We start from the raw sequence: 16,329 nt of genomic DNA, 5'->3' as shown, positions 1-16,329 counted from the left end.
AATCAGGCGGAATGCGAGGCTGGTCGTGTCACTTTCAGGGAACGGTGGAAAGACACTGCCGTGCTGCCGGTTTCCGCTGGCTCAGGGTGACGACCAGCAAGACCGCTCCGTAGCCGCCCTGGATCAGGGCAAGGTACAGATACGAGCGGGTGGGCAAGCTGGGCATGCCGCCTAAATCGGGCCGGACAAGCAGATGCATCGCGATGACCGTGCAGCACGTGGAAACCAGAATCGCCAGTGACGCGATGATCTGTGCTGTCAGAGGCCGGCGCCCGAGAATGATCATAATCGCGGTCGTCTCCAGGATGGCGGCCGTCAGGTACATCACCCATTTCCACGCTTGGGCAATGATGAATGTCGTGCCAATCTGCTCGTTAAGGGCAGCGCGCTCTTGTTCGCGACGAATCCCGTCGTCCGGGTGAAATCCCGGTCGAGTGGTGAGGATCTTGATTTCCAGCCGGAGCATGTCGACTTCGAGCACTCGCGAGGAGTTGATCTTCAGCACGTACTGTTCCGAGCCGTACCAGCCGGCCAAAGCAAAGGCCACTGCGACATTTGCGGTGAAAACGGCGAGTACTCGGTGGCGAAGTGGAACCTGGATTGCCGGACTGCCTGAATCTGCCTTGGATGCGCCCATGCGTCTCCCCGTTCATTTTCCTGCCGACGGCTCGGTCATCGAGGCCGGGTCGAGTAATCGATGCAGGTCGGTCTCCGACAAAACACCCTTGGCCAGAGCAACCTCCCGCACGGTGCGGCCGGTCTGGTAGGCCTCTTTGGCGATCGCGGCCGCCTGGTCATAGCCGATCACCGGTGCCAGGCTGGTGCACATGGCCAGGGACTGTTCGATCATCTGCTTGCACCGCTCCGCATCGGCTTCGATGCCTGCCACGCATCGATCGGTAAACACCCGGACGCCGCCGGCCAGGAGCCGGATCGATTCGAGCAGGTTCCTGGCTATCATCGGCATCATGACGTTCAATTCAAAAATGCTGTCGCGTGCTCCGACGGCTACCGCGGTGTCATTTCCGATCACCTGGGCACATATCTGGATGAGCATCTCGCTCATGACCGGGTTAACCTTGCCGGGCATGATGCTTGAGCCGGGCTGGGTGGCGGGTATCTTCAACTCGCCGATCCCGCACCTCGGCCCGGAGGCCAGCCAGCGGATGTCGTTGGCGATCTTGGTCAACGACACGGCCACCGCTCGCAGCAGCCCGCTGGCCTCGCAGACGCCGTCCTTGGCCGCCTGGGCCTCGAAGTGGTTGGCCGCCTCGACGAACTCGATTCCGGTTTGCTCGCTGAGCCGTTTGGCCATTCGCCGACCGAACTCCGGGTGGGTGTTGATGCCTGTCCCGACGGCCGTGCCGCCAATGGGCAGTTCCCGAAGGGCCGTCACAGCCTTCCGTGCCCGCTCGGCACTGAGCCTGGCCTGGGCCGCATAGCCGCTGAACGTCTGCCCGAGCCGGATGGGGGTGGCATCTTGCAGATGGGTTCGCCCGATCTTGATCACCGGCCAGAGGGCTTTGGCCTTTTCCTCCAGTCTTGAGGCCAGCCTCTCCAGTGCCGGTATAAGAGCCTCCTTCAAGCCTTCGGCTGCCGCCACATGGATCGCTGTCGGAATCACGTCATTGCTCGACTGCCCCATGTTAACATGGTCATTTGGATGAACCGGGTCGCGCGATCCAACCCTCCCGCCAGCGAGTTGAATGGCCCGGTTGGAGATGACCTCGTTGGTGTTCATGTTCGTGCTGGTTCCCGAGCCGGTCTGGAAGATGTCCAACACGAAGTGATCATCCAGCTTGCCGTCGATGACTTCCTGGGCAGCCTGAACGATCAGGGCGGCCCGTTCGTCGTCTAGAAGCCCCAAGTCGTGATTGACCTCCGCGGCCGCCTGTTTGATGAGGCCCATCGCTCGGATGAAGCGCCGGTCGAACCGATACCCGCTGAGCGGAAAGTTTTCGACCGCCCGCTGGGTCTGCGCCCCCCACAAGGCCCAGCCGGGCACCTGCATTGTGCCCATGCTGTCCGACTCTATTCGCATTTGCTCGTGGCTCATCGTTGAGTCCTCGCTTGGCGACCGTTGACCGGCCGACAGAACAGGCATTGTCCAAGATCGGGCGGCATTTGACCAGCGCCGGCTCCTGTGGCGGGTTTGACGGTTTGGACGGGGGTCAAATAGATGGAGTGCCGGAACAGACGGCCGATGGTGACATGCCAAGAATCAGAAAACCACCTATCCGGCTGCATATTGCGGGTCGGCGAGGCAGACGGTAGTATTTACGAGCCGGTGACGCAGCAGGGACCGATTCTCACGCATCCGTGAGGTCGGCTGCCGGGCGTGCTTCCGGATTTCGGGGTTCTGGACCAACTGTGCGGGGCTGAGGGGGGAAAGGGCCATCGTGGTATTCTTCCGGTCACGGATGACAGCATGTTTCCAGAACCTCTGGCGGGTTCGGGGCTGAGCATTTTCTTGCATGGAGGACGCAACCTCTTATGGGGAGGACGCAACAATGACATGGGTGACAGCGGGCCGGCGATATCGGTCGCACAACCGGGGTCAGGTGGTTCGCGATCGCCGCGCGGGTGCGCGAAAGGGGATCAAGCGGGCGCCCAACATGTCTCGCGCGTTCACGCTGATCGAGGTGCTCGTCGTCATCTCGATCATCGGCTACCTGATTGCCCTGTTGCTTCCGTCACTGAGCAATGCGCGGGAGCTATCCCGCAGCGCCGTTTGCGCCCATAACCAGCACCAGCTCGCCGTGGCTGCGACGGCTTACACCGTTGCCAACGCGGATTGGATGAACCCCATCGAGGACTGGTGGCCTTCATCAACAGACCCCGATCGCGTCGAGGTCACGTTTCGGGTTATTCTGTTTCCCTACGCGGGGCGCTCCCAGCACGTGTTCGATTGTCCGGCCGAGCGGATGTACATCTACTCAGATGGGTTTTCCCAGGCGGACGAGGACCGCACTCGTTCGCTCAATGGCCCCACCACCAGTGACCGGGAACGGTACCCCTACATCTACGGAATCAAGCATCCGCTGGAACGATGGAATTTCGGCGGCATAGGTGTCGCCGGGGTTCACTGGGTCGGCAAGAAGCAAGCCGCCTTGCCCAAGTCGATACCATTTGGACGGGCCATCGAGTCGGGTTATGCGGAGGGACTCAGGAAGTACGCACAAGTCAAGGTCCCTTCGAGGCTGATCTGGTATGGTGACGGCGCAGGCTATGACGGTGTCGTGGCGAAGTACGGTGATGACCTTGGGTGGTGGATCAGACCGAAGGCGATCGACGGCACGCAATGCAATCCCGGGTTCAACCGACTGGCGGACGAGAATTACGGTTGTCAACGGCACAACAAGAAGGCCAACTACGCCTTTGCCGACGGCCATGTTGATCGGTTAAGCGCCAACGACATCCCGTGCAACTCCAGCGAGTGTTGGTGGTCGTACGTCCCGGGCTATCACCGTCTGCCGTGACGGCCCGTGTCCTACTGAACCGCGTGTGGACCGGCATATGAGTTCCAGAACCAAGGCGATCATCAAACTGAGCGTTGCCGCAGGATTGGCGATCGTCGCGGTTGCGACGGCGATCTCCAAGATGCGCCTCCTTGTCGCGAGCGGCGAGGAGGGTTTGCACGTCTGGTTCTACGACCAGAGCGAAGCCGTTCTCTATACCGTCCCGCGCGGGACTTATCCGCCCCACGAGGGAGTCGGCGGCGAGAAGAACGACGGCGTTCGGGCCGTCGTGGTTGCCGCACGCGACGAGTGCAATGAAAGCTCGAAACGCCGGATCGCATACCTGGAGACCTACACGCCGGAGTACAAGCAGCTTGTGGAGGGCATTCGTGCCGCCCGGGCTGAGGGCCGAGCCTACGGCCGGCCGATCCCAAGCGCGGAAAGCGGCTTCTATGAAAAGAACACCCTTGTTCGTCGCGTCGACGATTCGAGGTGGTTCGACATGACGACGGTCGAGGCCAGGCAGATCGTCTCTCAATGGCGAAACGAGCGCGGCCCGGAAGGCAAGACGCTGGATGTGTGCACGCCTTGACCGGTTTGAGTGTTGTTTCTTTGCAGGAGAATACCCATGACCACGTGGTTTATGGTACATGCCGTCATTACATTGGGTTTGCCGGCGGCGTCGGCGATCGCGGCGCCTGAAGAGAGTTCCGAGCTGGGGCGGGCCCGGGCCATGATCGAAAAGGCCAGGATCACCATGGTTCAAGCCGTCGAGATCGCGGCCCAGGAGGTGAAGGACGGCAAGCCTTTGCGGGCCGAGATACAAATGGAAGACGGCCAGGCGCAGTACGAGGTTACGATGATCGCCGGCACGCAAGTTGTGGAAGTCGAAATCGATGCCATGAGCGGAAAGGTGCTGAACGTCGAGCGGGAAGAAATGGAGATGACGGCGAGCCACCGCTGGACGTTCGACAGGGAGCCGGCCGGCGCTTTGCCTCCCAACTGGGTGATCAAGCAGAACAATCCCACGAAAGAGCCGGCCAAGTGGGTGATCGAGCCCGATGCCGACGCCGCGAGCAAACCCAACGTGCTCAACGTAAAGACCGCGAACGACAATGCCACTTTCAATCTGGCGATTATCGAGAACGCCGTTTACAGGGATCTCAACCTCAGCGTCAAGGTTCGCGGAAACACCGGTGCGGACGATCAGGGCGGAGGGCTTATCTGGCGTTGCAAGGATGAAAACAACTATTACCTCTGCCGGATCAACCCGCTCGAGAACAACTATCGCGTCTACAAGGTGGTCGACGGCAAGCGCACCATGTTGCAGTCCGTGGACTTCGAGACGCCTGCGGGGAAGTGGTTTACCCTCCGCGTGAGAATGAAGGGCAACCGGATCGCCTGCTACTGCGACGGCAGGAAGCGGCTCGAAGTGAAGGACGACACGTTCAAAGACGCCGGAATGATCGGACTGTGGACCAAAGCCGACGCCTGCTCTTCTTTCGACAATCTGCAAGCCTATCCGATCAGTGCCGGGATGCCCGGGGAGGAGGAACAAACGCCGGGACAGGTCGTCGTGCCGACCAGACCCTAAGGCGGACCGCCTTTCTGCGGGCCGCGCCCCAAACGTTCTGCGATCCAGAAACATGCGCGCACAATGCGCACCAGTTGCGACAAAAGAGACTGACGGCAGGAACCGCGAAAGGGGCGGGGATGATCGTTTTCTACGCGGAAGGTGAACGGGCCACTTCTCGTCGCGCCGGTCACTCCGGGTCATGTTCGCGGCTGTGCTTCGTACGCGCCGGTGCGGAGACCGGTCACGATGCGGTCCACGGCGGGTTGTGCCTGCGGCGAACTGATGAATACCAGCGTGGCCGGGCCGGTTGTGGGCGCGGGTCGTGTGGTCAAACGGCCAGCCGCGAGATCCACATAGATCCAACCGGCCGACGAGAGCACGAAGCCCTTCACGCGATATACTCGGTCGCCAAGCGTTCGCAGATCCGCAGCCAGACGCTCCGGATCGACAGTCCCGTTGACCGCCGCCGTGGTGACCGAGTAGTTGGGGTCCAAGCAGCGGGCATAACGGCCTTCAAGCGTTCGGACGGGGGTTTTGGCAAAGACATCCAGCTCAACGCGGCCGTGTTGGGTTCGCACGATCCTAGCTGCGGCGTTCATCGTCCGGATTTCACCCTCGGTTTCCCGAATCCGGTTCTCATCGTAAATGTCGGTCTTGTTCACCAGGATGACTTGGCTGGCCTCGATCTGGGCCACGATGTTTGGGAGGATATGGATGAGCTTGAGGAAACTACCGGGATCGACCACTGCGATGATCATCCGCAGGTCGTAGACGCGATCGAGTCCGGTCTCTCGGAGCATCTGCTGTATGACCTTGGGGTCGGCGATGCCGCTGGCCTCGATGACGACGCCTTCGATCGGGCCGCCGGCTTCGGGCCATTGCTTCGGGATCTTCGTCAGCCAGTCAACAAACTCGCCCGCGACGCAGCGACAGAAGATGCTCCCGCCCGGGATGTTGACCAGCCGGTTGTGGCCGAGCTGAAGGATGCGGCCGTCGATGTCGATGGCCCCGCAGTCGTTGACGACATATACGAACCGGCGATGCGGGTTGGTCTCGACGATGTGTTGCAGCAGCGAGGTCTTGCCGCTGCCTAGAAACCCCGTGATCAGGCTCATGGGGATCACTTGTCCCTCTTTTCCTTCGCTCTGGTCTCGATGGCGTCGATCAGCGTGTTGATGTCCGGAATGATCGACGGGAATTTCACCTGGCCGTCAATGCAGATGGTCGGGATCTGGCCTACGCCGAGTTTGGCCATGTGTCCCAGGCCGCTGCGAGTGGTGATCTTGTGTTCGCGAATGACCACCTGGTCCGGGAACTTCCGAGCAGCCTGCTCGACGGCGTCGACCATGTACTGGCAAGGCGCGCAGGAGGCCGAGTCCAAGGTCACCACGTCGACGATGACCTTGTCCTCCCGCGTATAGTCAGGCAATTGGACCTCCTCGAACACGTCGGGCGTAACCTCTTGGCAGGCCACGCGGGCGACGTTGCGTTGATACTCGTCGTGCACCATTGCCGCGACTGCCTGCAGATTCTCCTCCGGCGTGGCGTACGGGAGGTCGCAGCCAGGCGCGAGGATGAAGCCGGTTGATCCGGCGGCATCGATGCATCGCAGGGCGTCGCGCTTCGCGTCGGCCGGCGTCCCCAGCAACAGCACGGTCGTCAGCTTGAGGTTGCCACCGAAAGACTTGTTGTGCTTGTGGGCCAGGTCGCGAAGCAGCTCGAAGGAGATGTTCTCGTCCACCGAAACGTTGTCGCAGACCGTTTGGCACATCAGCTCCAGATTGCGGGTGGCGTTGCCGCAGACAAAAAGAGAGGAGAGGGCCTTTCGTTGTCGCACATGCGCGAAGATCGCGTTGACATGGCTGGTCACGAACTCGGTGAAGTGACGCGGTGAGATCTGGCTGGTCATCGGGTCGACCACCGCGATGACGTCCGCGCCGTTGTCCAGGTAGAAATCGGCGGCTTGCCTGCCCACGTCGGTGCAGAAATCGAGCACCTCACGCACCGCATCGACCTCATCAAACATCTTCAGGAAGATGCCGGTGCCCATGAGGTGCAGCGCCAGGGTAAACGGACCGGTAATCAGGCCATAGAAGGCAATCTCGTCGCTGAATCGCCTCCTGAGCTCGGCCATTGCCTCGGCGACAAGGGGGAAGCGTCCCTTGGCAGGGTCGAATCCGGGCAGGCTCGACAACGGGGCTTGGGCCAGCGGGTGCGAAGTGACCGAAGGCGGCGTCTGATCACCCCAGTGCATGGCGCAGCCCAAAACCTCCGCTTCCATCTGGAGGTCAAACACCACGGGGAGGCCGTCGGGCTTATAGAGTTCGACAGCCCTGCTCAATCCAGCCACGATCCGCTCGCTCGATCTCAGGTAGTCCCAGGCGGTCGCCCCGATGAGCTTGCCGCCGTGAACGCCGACAAACGGCACCCAGGCCGGCCGGGGGGTGGTTTCGTTCCGAAGTGCCTGGAGCAGTAGTTGCTTACCTGTCACGCTTGATTCTCCCGTTACATCTCACAGTCAGCGTCCTACCGGGGCGGCAACGCCCCGAAAAAACTGACGCAAGCAGGAGATAATACGGAAACGACGGCATGGGGGCGAGTGCAACGGGTGCCGGCTCGACGCTGACTCTTGAAGTGGATTGGAATGCGTTTTGCCCGATCCAGCAAAGGATCATGGGGCACTCGGGAGGCAGGAGCGGTGATTGCAGCCGAACAAGTCTGATGGGGTGCTTCTCAGATGGGGCGTTCGGTTTGACCGCGCCGTTTGCCCGTTTGGGGACTGGCAGGAGTTTATCCGCAGAAGTAAAATCGTAAATCCTTTGCCTTCAGTTGGTTACGCCCAGAGGGCTCTGGAGCGACCGAGTCTTCCTCTTTGCAAGCGGTGTGGCTGGTCCGATTTGCCGACAAGCCCTTGCGGGACTTGGCATTTCCGTTCGAGGTTCGGTTTAAGGCTTTGTTTTGCAAGACTTTAGGGTTTCTGTTCCGCCTTCCGTACCACCTTCCACATGGTTGCATGGCGAAGATAGTTAACACGATCAAACTTTTTTTGAGGAGGGGTGTCTAGTCTGGTGACCGCGTTGTGCGGCATGCAGAAACGGAGGTCAGCCATGAGGAATATGAACAGCAAAGCAATGATGGTGATGGGTCTGGCGGGAATGATGGCTTGGGCGGCTCCAGCCAAAGCGGGGGACTTTGCTCTGACCATCGGCTTCGAGGGGCGCAACGGCAACCAGTTTGGTCTGACCATTGCCAACGGCTGTGTAACTCCGGTGGTGGTGACCCAGCCGGTGGTCGTGCCGGTCGAGCGGGTCTGGGTACCTCCGGTGTACCGGGATGTGATTGAGCGGGTGTGGGTTCCGACCACCGAGATCCGCTATCGCGATGTTCCGGTGGTGGACGCTTGGGGACGAGTGATTGAATACCGGCGTGAGGCCTATACCGTTCAGAGCGGCTACTGGCAGGAAGTGGTCCGTCGCGAGCTGGTTCGGGAGGGCTACTGGAGAATCGTGGATCCGTGCGAGCACCAGAAGAAATACTACGGGACCGGCGGTCGTGAATGTGGCGAGGTGAGGTTCAGCATGCATCTGGAGAAAGGTGATCGTGACCGGGGTGATGGCCGGCATGGTGTGATGATGGAAAAAGGCCCGGTCCCCAAGCCCCAGATGAAGGCAGGGATGATCACTGAGAAGGTGGCGAAGGTCGCCGACGACGGCAAGCTGGTAAAGGTGGGGTCGGTGAAGAAGTGAGGGTCATTGGCGAGCGAGAGCGACGTGCGAGGGAAACACACCACCGGCAATCGGGCAGCCCCCCGGTTGCCGGTGGGCGTTTTCATGGGGGGATCGGGAAGAGATCACCAGACGGCAGTCGGCGTGGGGAGAAGCTGCTTGGGCCTTCTGGATGTTGGAATGTTCCTGATTCTCGAAGACAATGGCGAGCGCATGCGAAAAATGGGCTTGCGGACGCTGCCGTTGGTCCGCGAGCGCAGAGGGCCCGCCGCCGCTCATTCCAACCCTAATTCCCGCCAGCGGCGAGTGACCTGTTCCTTGATCCGCGGTGACATCTCCAGGCGGGCGGGCCAGCGGCGGACGGGGCCCTCGCCGGGGATCTTGCGCGTTGCGTCGATGCCCATCTTGCTGCCGGCACCTTCGAACGGGGCGGCATGGTCGAGGATGTCCAGCGGTCCTTCAGCGATCACCGTGTCGCGACGCGGGTCGACGTTGGCACCGAGGCAAAACAGCACTTCCTGTTCATCGTGCACGTTCACGTGCTCGTCGACCACGACAATGAACTTGCTGAAGGACATCTGTCCGGCCCCCCACAGGCTGTGGATCACGCGACGGGCCTGATAGGGATATTCCTTGCGGATCTTGACGAACGCGCAGTTGTGAAACGCCCCGAACATCGGCAGGTGGTAATCGATCACCTCAGGCACGAGCAACTGCACCAGCGGCAGGAAGATGCGCTCGGTGGCCTTGCCGAGGTAGTAGTCCTCCATCGGCGGGTAGCCGACGATGGTCGTCGGGTAGACGGGGTCTCGCCGATGGGTGATGGCCGTGACCCGGAGCACTGGGTAGGGGCCCGAGAGTGAGTAGAAGCCGGTGTGGTCACCGAACGGACCCTCGATGAAACGGTCCTGCGGGTCGACGTAGCCCTCGATGACGATCTCGGCATTGGCGGGCACTTCCATGGGGATAGTCTTCGCCGCGACCATCTCGATGCCCTGTTCATTTAAGAAACCTGCAAAGAACAGCTCGCTGAGTCCGGGCGGCAGCGGGCTGGTCGCCGCGTAGGGCAAGACCGACTCGCCGCCGAGAGCGATTGCGACGGGCATCTTCTCGCCGCGGGCGGTCCAGCGGCGGTAGATGCGGGCTCCGTCGTGGTGCACGTGCCAATGAACGGCGGCCAGTTTGGGACCGAACACCTGCACGCGGTACATGCCCATGTTGAGCACGCCGCTGTCCGGATCCTGTGTGAGCACGCCGCCAAAGGTGATGTATCGGCCCGTTCGACCGGAAGCCCCTGATGCCTCCGCGATTGGCTCGGCCGGCGGATGGATCTGCGGCGGCTCGGAGGCGGGGTCGCCATCATTGGGCCAGCATTGCGGAATCGGAAGACTCAACAGGCTTGCATCGTCCGTGTGGATCACCTCCTGGCAAATCCCGCGTTTTGAGGACCTGGGCGCGAAGGTTGCCAGCCGCAGCAACTCCGGCAGCTTCTTAAGTCTTTCCAGGAACGTGCCGGGCATCTCGGGCTTGATCATCTGACGAAGCCGGTCGCCGATCTCGTCCAGGTCGCGGCAGCCGAGTGCCAACCTGATACGGGCGTAGCTGCCGAAGGCGTTGATCAGCACCGGCATCGACGAGCCGCGGACCTTCTCGAACAGCAGTGCCCGCCCGCCCAGGCCGCCGTGGGTGCGATCCGTGGCGGGGGCCCCGGCCGGGCCTTCGAGGCTGGGCGACTTCATCACCCGGTCCGCGATTTCGGTGATCTCGAGGACAGGATCGACCTCGGCCTTGACCCGTCGGAGCTGATCGAGCCGCTCGAGCTCGGCTACGAAAGACTGAAGATCGTTGAACGCCATGATCGCCGCTCCTGCCCCGCAAGGACCTCACTGTTCGCCGCGCACCCGCTTGCGAACGGCGTGATATGCCGTGACCACGGGGTTGTTCTTGACCAGCAGGCTCATGATGAACTTGCGCGGCACGTAGACCACCTCTTCGTTGGCCAATGACCCGTCGGGCATCATCCTGCCCGTCTTGGTGAACAGCGGGATGCGTCCCTGGCCCGATTCGGCCCAATACCTGCTGTCGAAATTGGCCAGGAAATCAATGCCCACGTCATACGACATGAACCCCTGGGCGTCGCACTCGCCGACCATGTAGACATTGTAAAACCTGCCCTGAAAGATCATCTGGTGACGGATGCGCCCGTCCTCGAACTTCTTGAACCATGAGTGCATGTACGAGAACTCGAAGGTAGCGAAATTGAGCCCGGGAAAGATGTTGGTCATCCAAAGGGGCGCAGCCCGCCCGGCGACCGAGCCGCCCTCGATCATCAATTCGCCCTCGCCGACTTCATAGTTGGGCTCGTCCGCGGCCGGCAGGAGCTTCTGATAGGTCTCGTCGATGATCGTCAGCGGTCCGGTGGCTTTCATGCCGGGGAAGGTCAGAGCGAGATAGCGATCGACCAATGGGCCCGGCTGGATCCGGTTGGCGGCGTATTTGAGGTAGAACGTCGGCTCTGTTCGCTTCAGATCGGTCGTGAAAGAACCCGCTACGGTTCCGCCGTCCACGATCGCCCCGAAGCTCATGTTGACATAACCGTCCTTGATTGCGACGCGGTTGACCGCCGCTTCAGCCTCGACCTGTACATCCTTAGGCAGAACGACCGTGCCTTCTTCGACGCGGATATCCAAATCCAAGTCGAGGCGATGCAGGAACTCGACGATCCGCCGCCTCACCCTCGTTGCCTCGCCCGCGGGCTGAGAGTCGGTTGATGGCGCAAGCGGAAGCTTTATGATCAGCGCCGCCAATTCGGGCTGGTTGAACTGTTCGAGCACCATTCCGAGGCGGGCGCGCCTGGGCCGCTCGCCGTCCTCGGCGTAGAACACCCCCGCGATGCACCCTTTCGATTGGCCCCATGAGCAGGCCAGTTGGTCGAAGCGGAGCAATTGCCGATCAAGGACGATCTGCCCATCCAGTCCGAGGGGTTTGTCGCCGATGCCGACGAGCAATCGGTCGAAGCCGACTTCGATAAGCGACACATCAAGCTGTTGCAGCGTGCCGCCGGCAACAGCCCTTCCGAAAGCGGCGCCCTCCAGCATTTCAAAACGGCAACCTGGCAGTGCCTCCCGGACAGCGACCGGGTCCGTTAGATGAACAGAGCAGTCGACGTCGAGTTTACGCGGTTGCCACGCACCGTCTTCGTCGGCGGTTACCTGCAACAACCCGCCCATTCTCAGCGTGTTGCCGTTGAGATCGAACTCGATGTCTCTTGCCTCGATGTCGATGCACTGAGATTCGGGAAGCCGGGCCGCCGCGAGATGGAACCGGAGGTCTGCCGGTGTTCCAGGAGGCTTTGAAAGCGTTGGAACCCACCGTTGGCCAAGATCGCATGACAGACCGATTTCCCGTCCATCCAGCTGTCCCTTCAAGGAAAAGAGGTTCTCATCCAACACGGTCTCAAGACGCCAGCCGGCATTACCCGTGAGGTTGAGCCACTTGCGCCATTGCTCCCAAACAGGGTTCTTCGTCCACGACGGATCGTCGACCTCGATTCTGCCGGCAAGCTGCAAAGCTGCCGACCTGAGTCGGGGGGGTAATCGTTTGCTTGCGACAGCATGCCGAGCCCAGTTGAGGAGATGAAAGGACGGATCCCCCGGATCAATGGAGACCTGCCCGGTCAGTTTCTCGATCGTGAAACGACTTATTTGGACGGAACCATCGACCAAACGGAACCGCCGGTCTGCGGTCGATCCGGGGAGATGCTCACTACTCCACTCCAGGCGCATTTGTGCCGGCGTCCCGGGTTTCTTGACCAGCGGGGCCGTGCGGCCGGTCGTGAATCCGGCCTTGTCTGCATCAAGAGAGACAAACCCGTTGGAACGGCCGTCTGATGACAGACACTGACACTGCATCCGGACGCCGCCGGAGATCCGGGCGTCGCTCAGAAAGACGCGGAGCGCCGGTGACAAGGAGACGAACCGCTCGAGGTCTTCAATACGCGCACCCACGGTCACGACTTCGAAGTCGTCACCTCCGTCCTCCTCCCGGCCCTCCGAAAAGATCACTGAGCCGCTGATTTCTCCCGCCGGCTGCCGCAGCAATGCGTGTAGCGATTGCTCGCATTGTCCGTCGATGGACTGGCACTCATGGGCAAACGCAATATCCAGCGGCTCATCGGCCGGCTTGTCGAGCAGATCCCGCCATCGCGCCGTCAGACCGCGGGCGCTCAGCAGCAGCTCATTACGTACCAGCCAGTCGCCGGCCCCGCTGACGAATCGACCCATGATCGAGAGAGACGCGTCCCCTTCGAGATTTCCTTGGCCGATCGCGGCGGTCACATCCGGAAACAAGCCGGCCAGCGGTTCCACGCCCTTCACGCTCAGCGGCAGCATCCACCTCGCATTGAGAACCGCCGTGGTACCCGCTCTCTCGTCGCGGAGATCCACGAAATCAACCGAACGCCCTTCCTCCAGGGTCGCAAGAACTTCGGCCTGGGCCTGTTCTGAATTCAGTTGAACACCTGCCTGCCCGTATGTGATACTGAATACGGGATTTTCCAGCCTGCCCGCGAACTGATGCGGAATCCCGAGTCCGGCGGTCAGCGAGAAGGGGTGACCGGCGGGCTTGACCATCCGACGAGGTCCGAGATTCACCGTCGTCTCGGCCGGCACGTGAATCGATACGTCAAGACGCGACTGCCCATCCTGCGGAATGAGCGAGAATGTCATCTCCGCCGGTCCGCGTCCCCGGAGGAGCTCGCTCGGGACACGCTCCGGCGGCCGCAGGCGTGAGATCTCGGCCAAGTCCTTGGTGCGGACCGTCAGTTCCCACCGAAGGCTGGGAAACACGGCCGCCAACCATTCCCATCCGTCACGAGCCTCGATGGCGGGAACGACCATTTCTCCATGAGACTCAAGGGTCGTGCTGCCGATCGACAACGACAATTGTCTCTGCGTGTACTTGCCTGTCTGGTGATCGTGGGTAATATCCAGGCGAAGCCGCTTAGTCATGCCCGGATCGGCGCACAGATACTCCGAAGCCGCCGGTCCTATGCCAAGCTTCAGTTCTCGCCCATCGACGTCGGCTATCAGGCGGTTGTCATTCTGGTGGCTGGTGAAATCGAGCGAGAGATTGGCAGCCCCCTCGATCCGAGCCGTCGCGGATTGTGTCCACTCGGCCACATCCGGGAACTCGTGACCGAGCGCAACCCAGTCTTTCACCCGGCCAGACAGGCGGATGGTCAAGGGCGTATCCCCGGCCGGATCCATTGCGAATGCCGGCTGATCAGCATCACCTGCGCCGCGAAGATGAATAGCCTGCGTTTCGTAGTCGAATTCGTACAAGGCAAAACGGTCGGTAGGGGGGTCCCACAACCCTTTGCCCGTGAAGCGAGCATCCGGCACCTGGGCAGGCTCCGTGGTCCCGCTCTTCAGGATCTGCACGCTTTTGAGCGCGAGCGAGAGGTCGTACTCAATGCGCAGGTCGGGTTGCACGGAGAAGGCAAGTGTGCCGTCTGTGGAGCCGTCCACTTGCTCTATCGGAAAGTGCATGGCCACCAACAGCGGCAGGTCCGTAATCGCCAGGCCTTCCCACTCGACACGGGCTTGTCCGTGAAGCACCATGTCTTTGCGGAGCTTCGGCGTGATCACTCTGCCGTCGATCAGAAGTCTTGCCGTGGCGGTTTCCCCTGGAGAGAGCACAGGGTCATTACGATGAATGATTGTCTGCCCGGACACCTCGAGGACTCCGGCGGGCTTGTCGATCCGGCATGTCAAATCATCGATGCGAAAAGTCTGCACCAGGGTAGGCATCCGGAGGTGACATGAGGCGCGTCGAATACGATACTCCCACGTGGGGAAACCGCTTCGGCTGGTGGAGCGTGCCCCGAGGTCTTGGAGGCTGATCAGGCGGCCTTCATCGTCGAAAGCCAGCCAGATCTCCGGTTCGATGATCTCGAGACGATCGACTCTGCCGGTTCTGAGAGTGGTAAGCGGCGTGAAACCGCAGGCGATGCGGCCGATGCGTGCCAGCAGCTCATCAGGTTGGTCGCTCCGTTCCGCGATGGTCAGATTCTCAATTGAGACTCCGTGCCGCCATCCGACGCGGATCGCTCCGATGCGTACCTTGCGGTTGAGGTCCGTTGAAAGCTGGTTCTCGAATTGCCTGGCCAGCCAACCCGTGGGCAACCAGTAAGGCAAAGTCCCATAGGCGATGACCACGACGGCGACAAATGAGAAGAAGACGCGCAACAGCCACTTCCGGACGGATTGCCGGACAGAGGGTTGAGAAGCTGGGTCGGTGGCCGCGTCCGGCCTGGACTGTTCATCGCTCATGAGACAGCCGATTGTAGTTGGCGCGCCGCCCGACCACAACCGAGTTCATGTCAGGACGGAGGTCGTGCCACAGCTCGAAAGGTGCTTGTCCGGTGCCGGCGATCGGAGTATAAACTCTTCACGGCGGTGATGTTGTATCATTCGGTACCGGGTGACCGGCGATGAAGATAGGCATTTTGTCCGATACTCATGACCGACTGCCCGCCATTGCCCGGGCACTCGAACTCTTCCGGCAGCGGCAGGTCGAGGCTGTAGTCCATGCCGGTGACCTCGTGGCTCCTTTTGCAGCCCGCAGCATGCAGTCCTGGAGCGGGCCGCTGCACGTGATCTACGGGAACAACGACGGTGAGCGTGACGGCCTGAAGCGGACGCTTCCGCAGATCCGGGACGGGCCTCTCTGGATCGAGACGGGGGGAAAGCGTATCCTCGTGCATCACTACCTTGATTGGTGTACGCCCCACGATGTGGAGCGGGCTGATGTCATCATCACGGGGCACACCCATGAGGTGGTCAATGAAAGGCAAGGCGACAGGTTGTTACTCAACCCTGGGGAGTGCTGCGGATGGCTGTCCGGAAGGTGCACGGTGGCGATCCTGGACACCAACAGCCTCTCCGCTGAGATTGTCGAGGTGACTCCATGATGGACCGACTCGGTTGGCGGCCGGCCCTGCTTGGCCTGGCAATCATGATGCCGGCCGTTTCCGGCTGTGTACGCCGGACCATGACCATCAACACCGCACCACAGGGAGCCCGCGTCATCCTGAACGATCAGGAAGTCGGCACCTCGCCGGTGAGCATCGATTTCACCTGGTACGGCGACTACAGTGTCATTCTCGAAAAAGAAGGCTACAAGACGCTTCAGACAAACCAGTTCGTGGTGACGCCGTGGTACCAGACTCCGGGTGTCGATTTCTTTGCGGAAGTGCTCTGGCCTTTTCCCATCCACGACAAGCGAGAATACACCTTTGAGCTCGAACCGGCCGGCGAGCCGATTTCCCGGGACGATCTCTTGAAAAACGCCGAGGAGTTCCGCGACCGAGCCATTTTTGGGGAAGATTGACCGCGAGGAGTCCCCGGCCCGGCCGTGATGCTGTCTCGGACTGTGCTTCGAGGCCGGCTCCCTTGAGGTGCGGCACCCTCCGGTCCTGCCCCTTTTTGACGCACGCGAGCGGTGGGAGGCCGCTTGGCCCGGCTCATAGGAGTCTGCCGTGGGTTTCGCTTGACCCACCCGAGTGGTG

At 61.3% G+C, this 16,329-nt stretch carries 12 protein-coding genes; 6 read left to right on the top strand and 6 right to left on the bottom strand.

Going from position 1 to position 16,329, the window contains the following annotated elements; translation table 11 throughout:
* Positions 1-34: 34 nt before the first annotated feature.
* Together PLL20_07520 and PLL20_07515 are read right to left on the bottom strand one after the other, a co-directional pair.
* On the bottom strand, positions 35-637 hold the full coding sequence (locus PLL20_07520; protein HPD29826.1) for a hypothetical protein: 603 nt from the start codon (positions 635-637) through the stop codon (positions 35-37).
* Between the two features lie 12 nt (positions 638-649).
* Positions 650-2,056, bottom strand: a complete 1,407-nt coding sequence (locus PLL20_07515; GenBank protein ID HPD29825.1) for a class II fumarate hydratase — start codon at positions 2,054-2,056, stop codon at positions 650-652.
* A 454-nt stretch (positions 2,057-2,510) separates the two neighbouring features.
* Here PLL20_07515 and PLL20_07510 point away from each other — a divergent pair, with 454 nt between their 5' ends.
* The 3 genes from PLL20_07510 to PLL20_07500 are packed head-to-tail and all read left to right on the top strand — an operon-like array spanning position 2,511 to position 5,052.
* Positions 2,511-3,479, top strand: a complete 969-nt coding sequence (locus tag PLL20_07510) for a prepilin-type N-terminal cleavage/methylation domain-containing protein (GenBank protein HPD29824.1) — start codon at positions 2,511-2,513, stop codon at positions 3,477-3,479.
* 37 nt (positions 3,480-3,516) lie between these two features.
* On the top strand, positions 3,517-4,050 hold the full coding sequence (locus PLL20_07505) for a hypothetical protein (protein ID HPD29823.1): 534 nt from the start codon (positions 3,517-3,519) through the stop codon (positions 4,048-4,050).
* A gap of 36 nt (positions 4,051-4,086) precedes the next feature.
* Positions 4,087-5,052 (top strand): PepSY domain-containing protein, encoded by a 966-nt coding sequence (locus PLL20_07500; GenBank protein ID HPD29822.1) that lies wholly within the window; start codon positions 4,087-4,089, stop codon positions 5,050-5,052.
* Between the two features lie 179 nt (positions 5,053-5,231).
* Here PLL20_07500 and PLL20_07495 read toward each other — a convergent pair whose 3' ends face one another.
* Both PLL20_07495 and PLL20_07490 read right to left on the bottom strand, forming a co-directional pair.
* Positions 5,232-6,149 (bottom strand): GTP-binding protein, encoded by a 918-nt coding sequence (locus tag PLL20_07495; GenBank protein HPD29821.1) that lies wholly within the window; start codon positions 6,147-6,149, stop codon positions 5,232-5,234.
* 5 nt (positions 6,150-6,154) lie between these two features.
* Entirely contained in the window at positions 6,155-7,525 is a 1,371-nt protein-coding gene (locus PLL20_07490; GenBank protein HPD29820.1) for a uroporphyrinogen decarboxylase family protein, read from the bottom strand.
* A gap of 616 nt (positions 7,526-8,141) precedes the next feature.
* Here PLL20_07490 and PLL20_07485 point away from each other — a divergent pair.
* Complete coding sequence (locus PLL20_07485; protein ID HPD29819.1) at positions 8,142-8,780, top strand: hypothetical protein; 639 nt, start codon at positions 8,142-8,144, stop codon at positions 8,778-8,780.
* A gap of 254 nt (positions 8,781-9,034) precedes the next feature.
* Here the strand turns inward: PLL20_07485 and PLL20_07480 are convergent, their stop codons facing one another.
* Both PLL20_07480 and PLL20_07475 read right to left on the bottom strand, forming a co-directional pair.
* On the bottom strand, positions 9,035-10,615 hold the full coding sequence (locus PLL20_07480) for a UbiD family decarboxylase (protein HPD29818.1): 1,581 nt from the start codon (positions 10,613-10,615) through the stop codon (positions 9,035-9,037).
* 27 nt (positions 10,616-10,642) lie between these two features.
* On the bottom strand, positions 10,643-15,091 hold the full coding sequence (locus tag PLL20_07475; protein HPD29817.1) for a hypothetical protein: 4,449 nt from the start codon (positions 15,089-15,091) through the stop codon (positions 10,643-10,645).
* Positions 15,092-15,252: 161 nt separating this feature from the next.
* Here PLL20_07475 and PLL20_07470 point away from each other — a divergent pair, with 161 nt between their 5' ends.
* Together PLL20_07470 and PLL20_07465 are read left to right on the top strand one after the other, a co-directional pair.
* On the top strand, positions 15,253-15,732 hold the full coding sequence (locus PLL20_07470; GenBank protein ID HPD29816.1) for a metallophosphoesterase: 480 nt from the start codon (positions 15,253-15,255) through the stop codon (positions 15,730-15,732).
* Complete coding sequence (locus PLL20_07465) at positions 15,729-16,151, top strand: PEGA domain-containing protein (GenBank protein HPD29815.1); 423 nt, start codon at positions 15,729-15,731, stop codon at positions 16,149-16,151. The genes PLL20_07470 and PLL20_07465 overlap by 4 nt, the downstream gene beginning before the upstream one ends.
* The last annotated feature ends 178 nt before the right edge of the window (positions 16,152-16,329 follow it).

Source organism: Phycisphaerae bacterium (assembly GCA_035384605.1).
Classification (GTDB): domain Bacteria; phylum Planctomycetota; class Phycisphaerae; order UBA1845; family PWPN01; genus JAUCQB01.
This window is presented reverse-complemented; position numbering and strand designations above follow the sequence as displayed.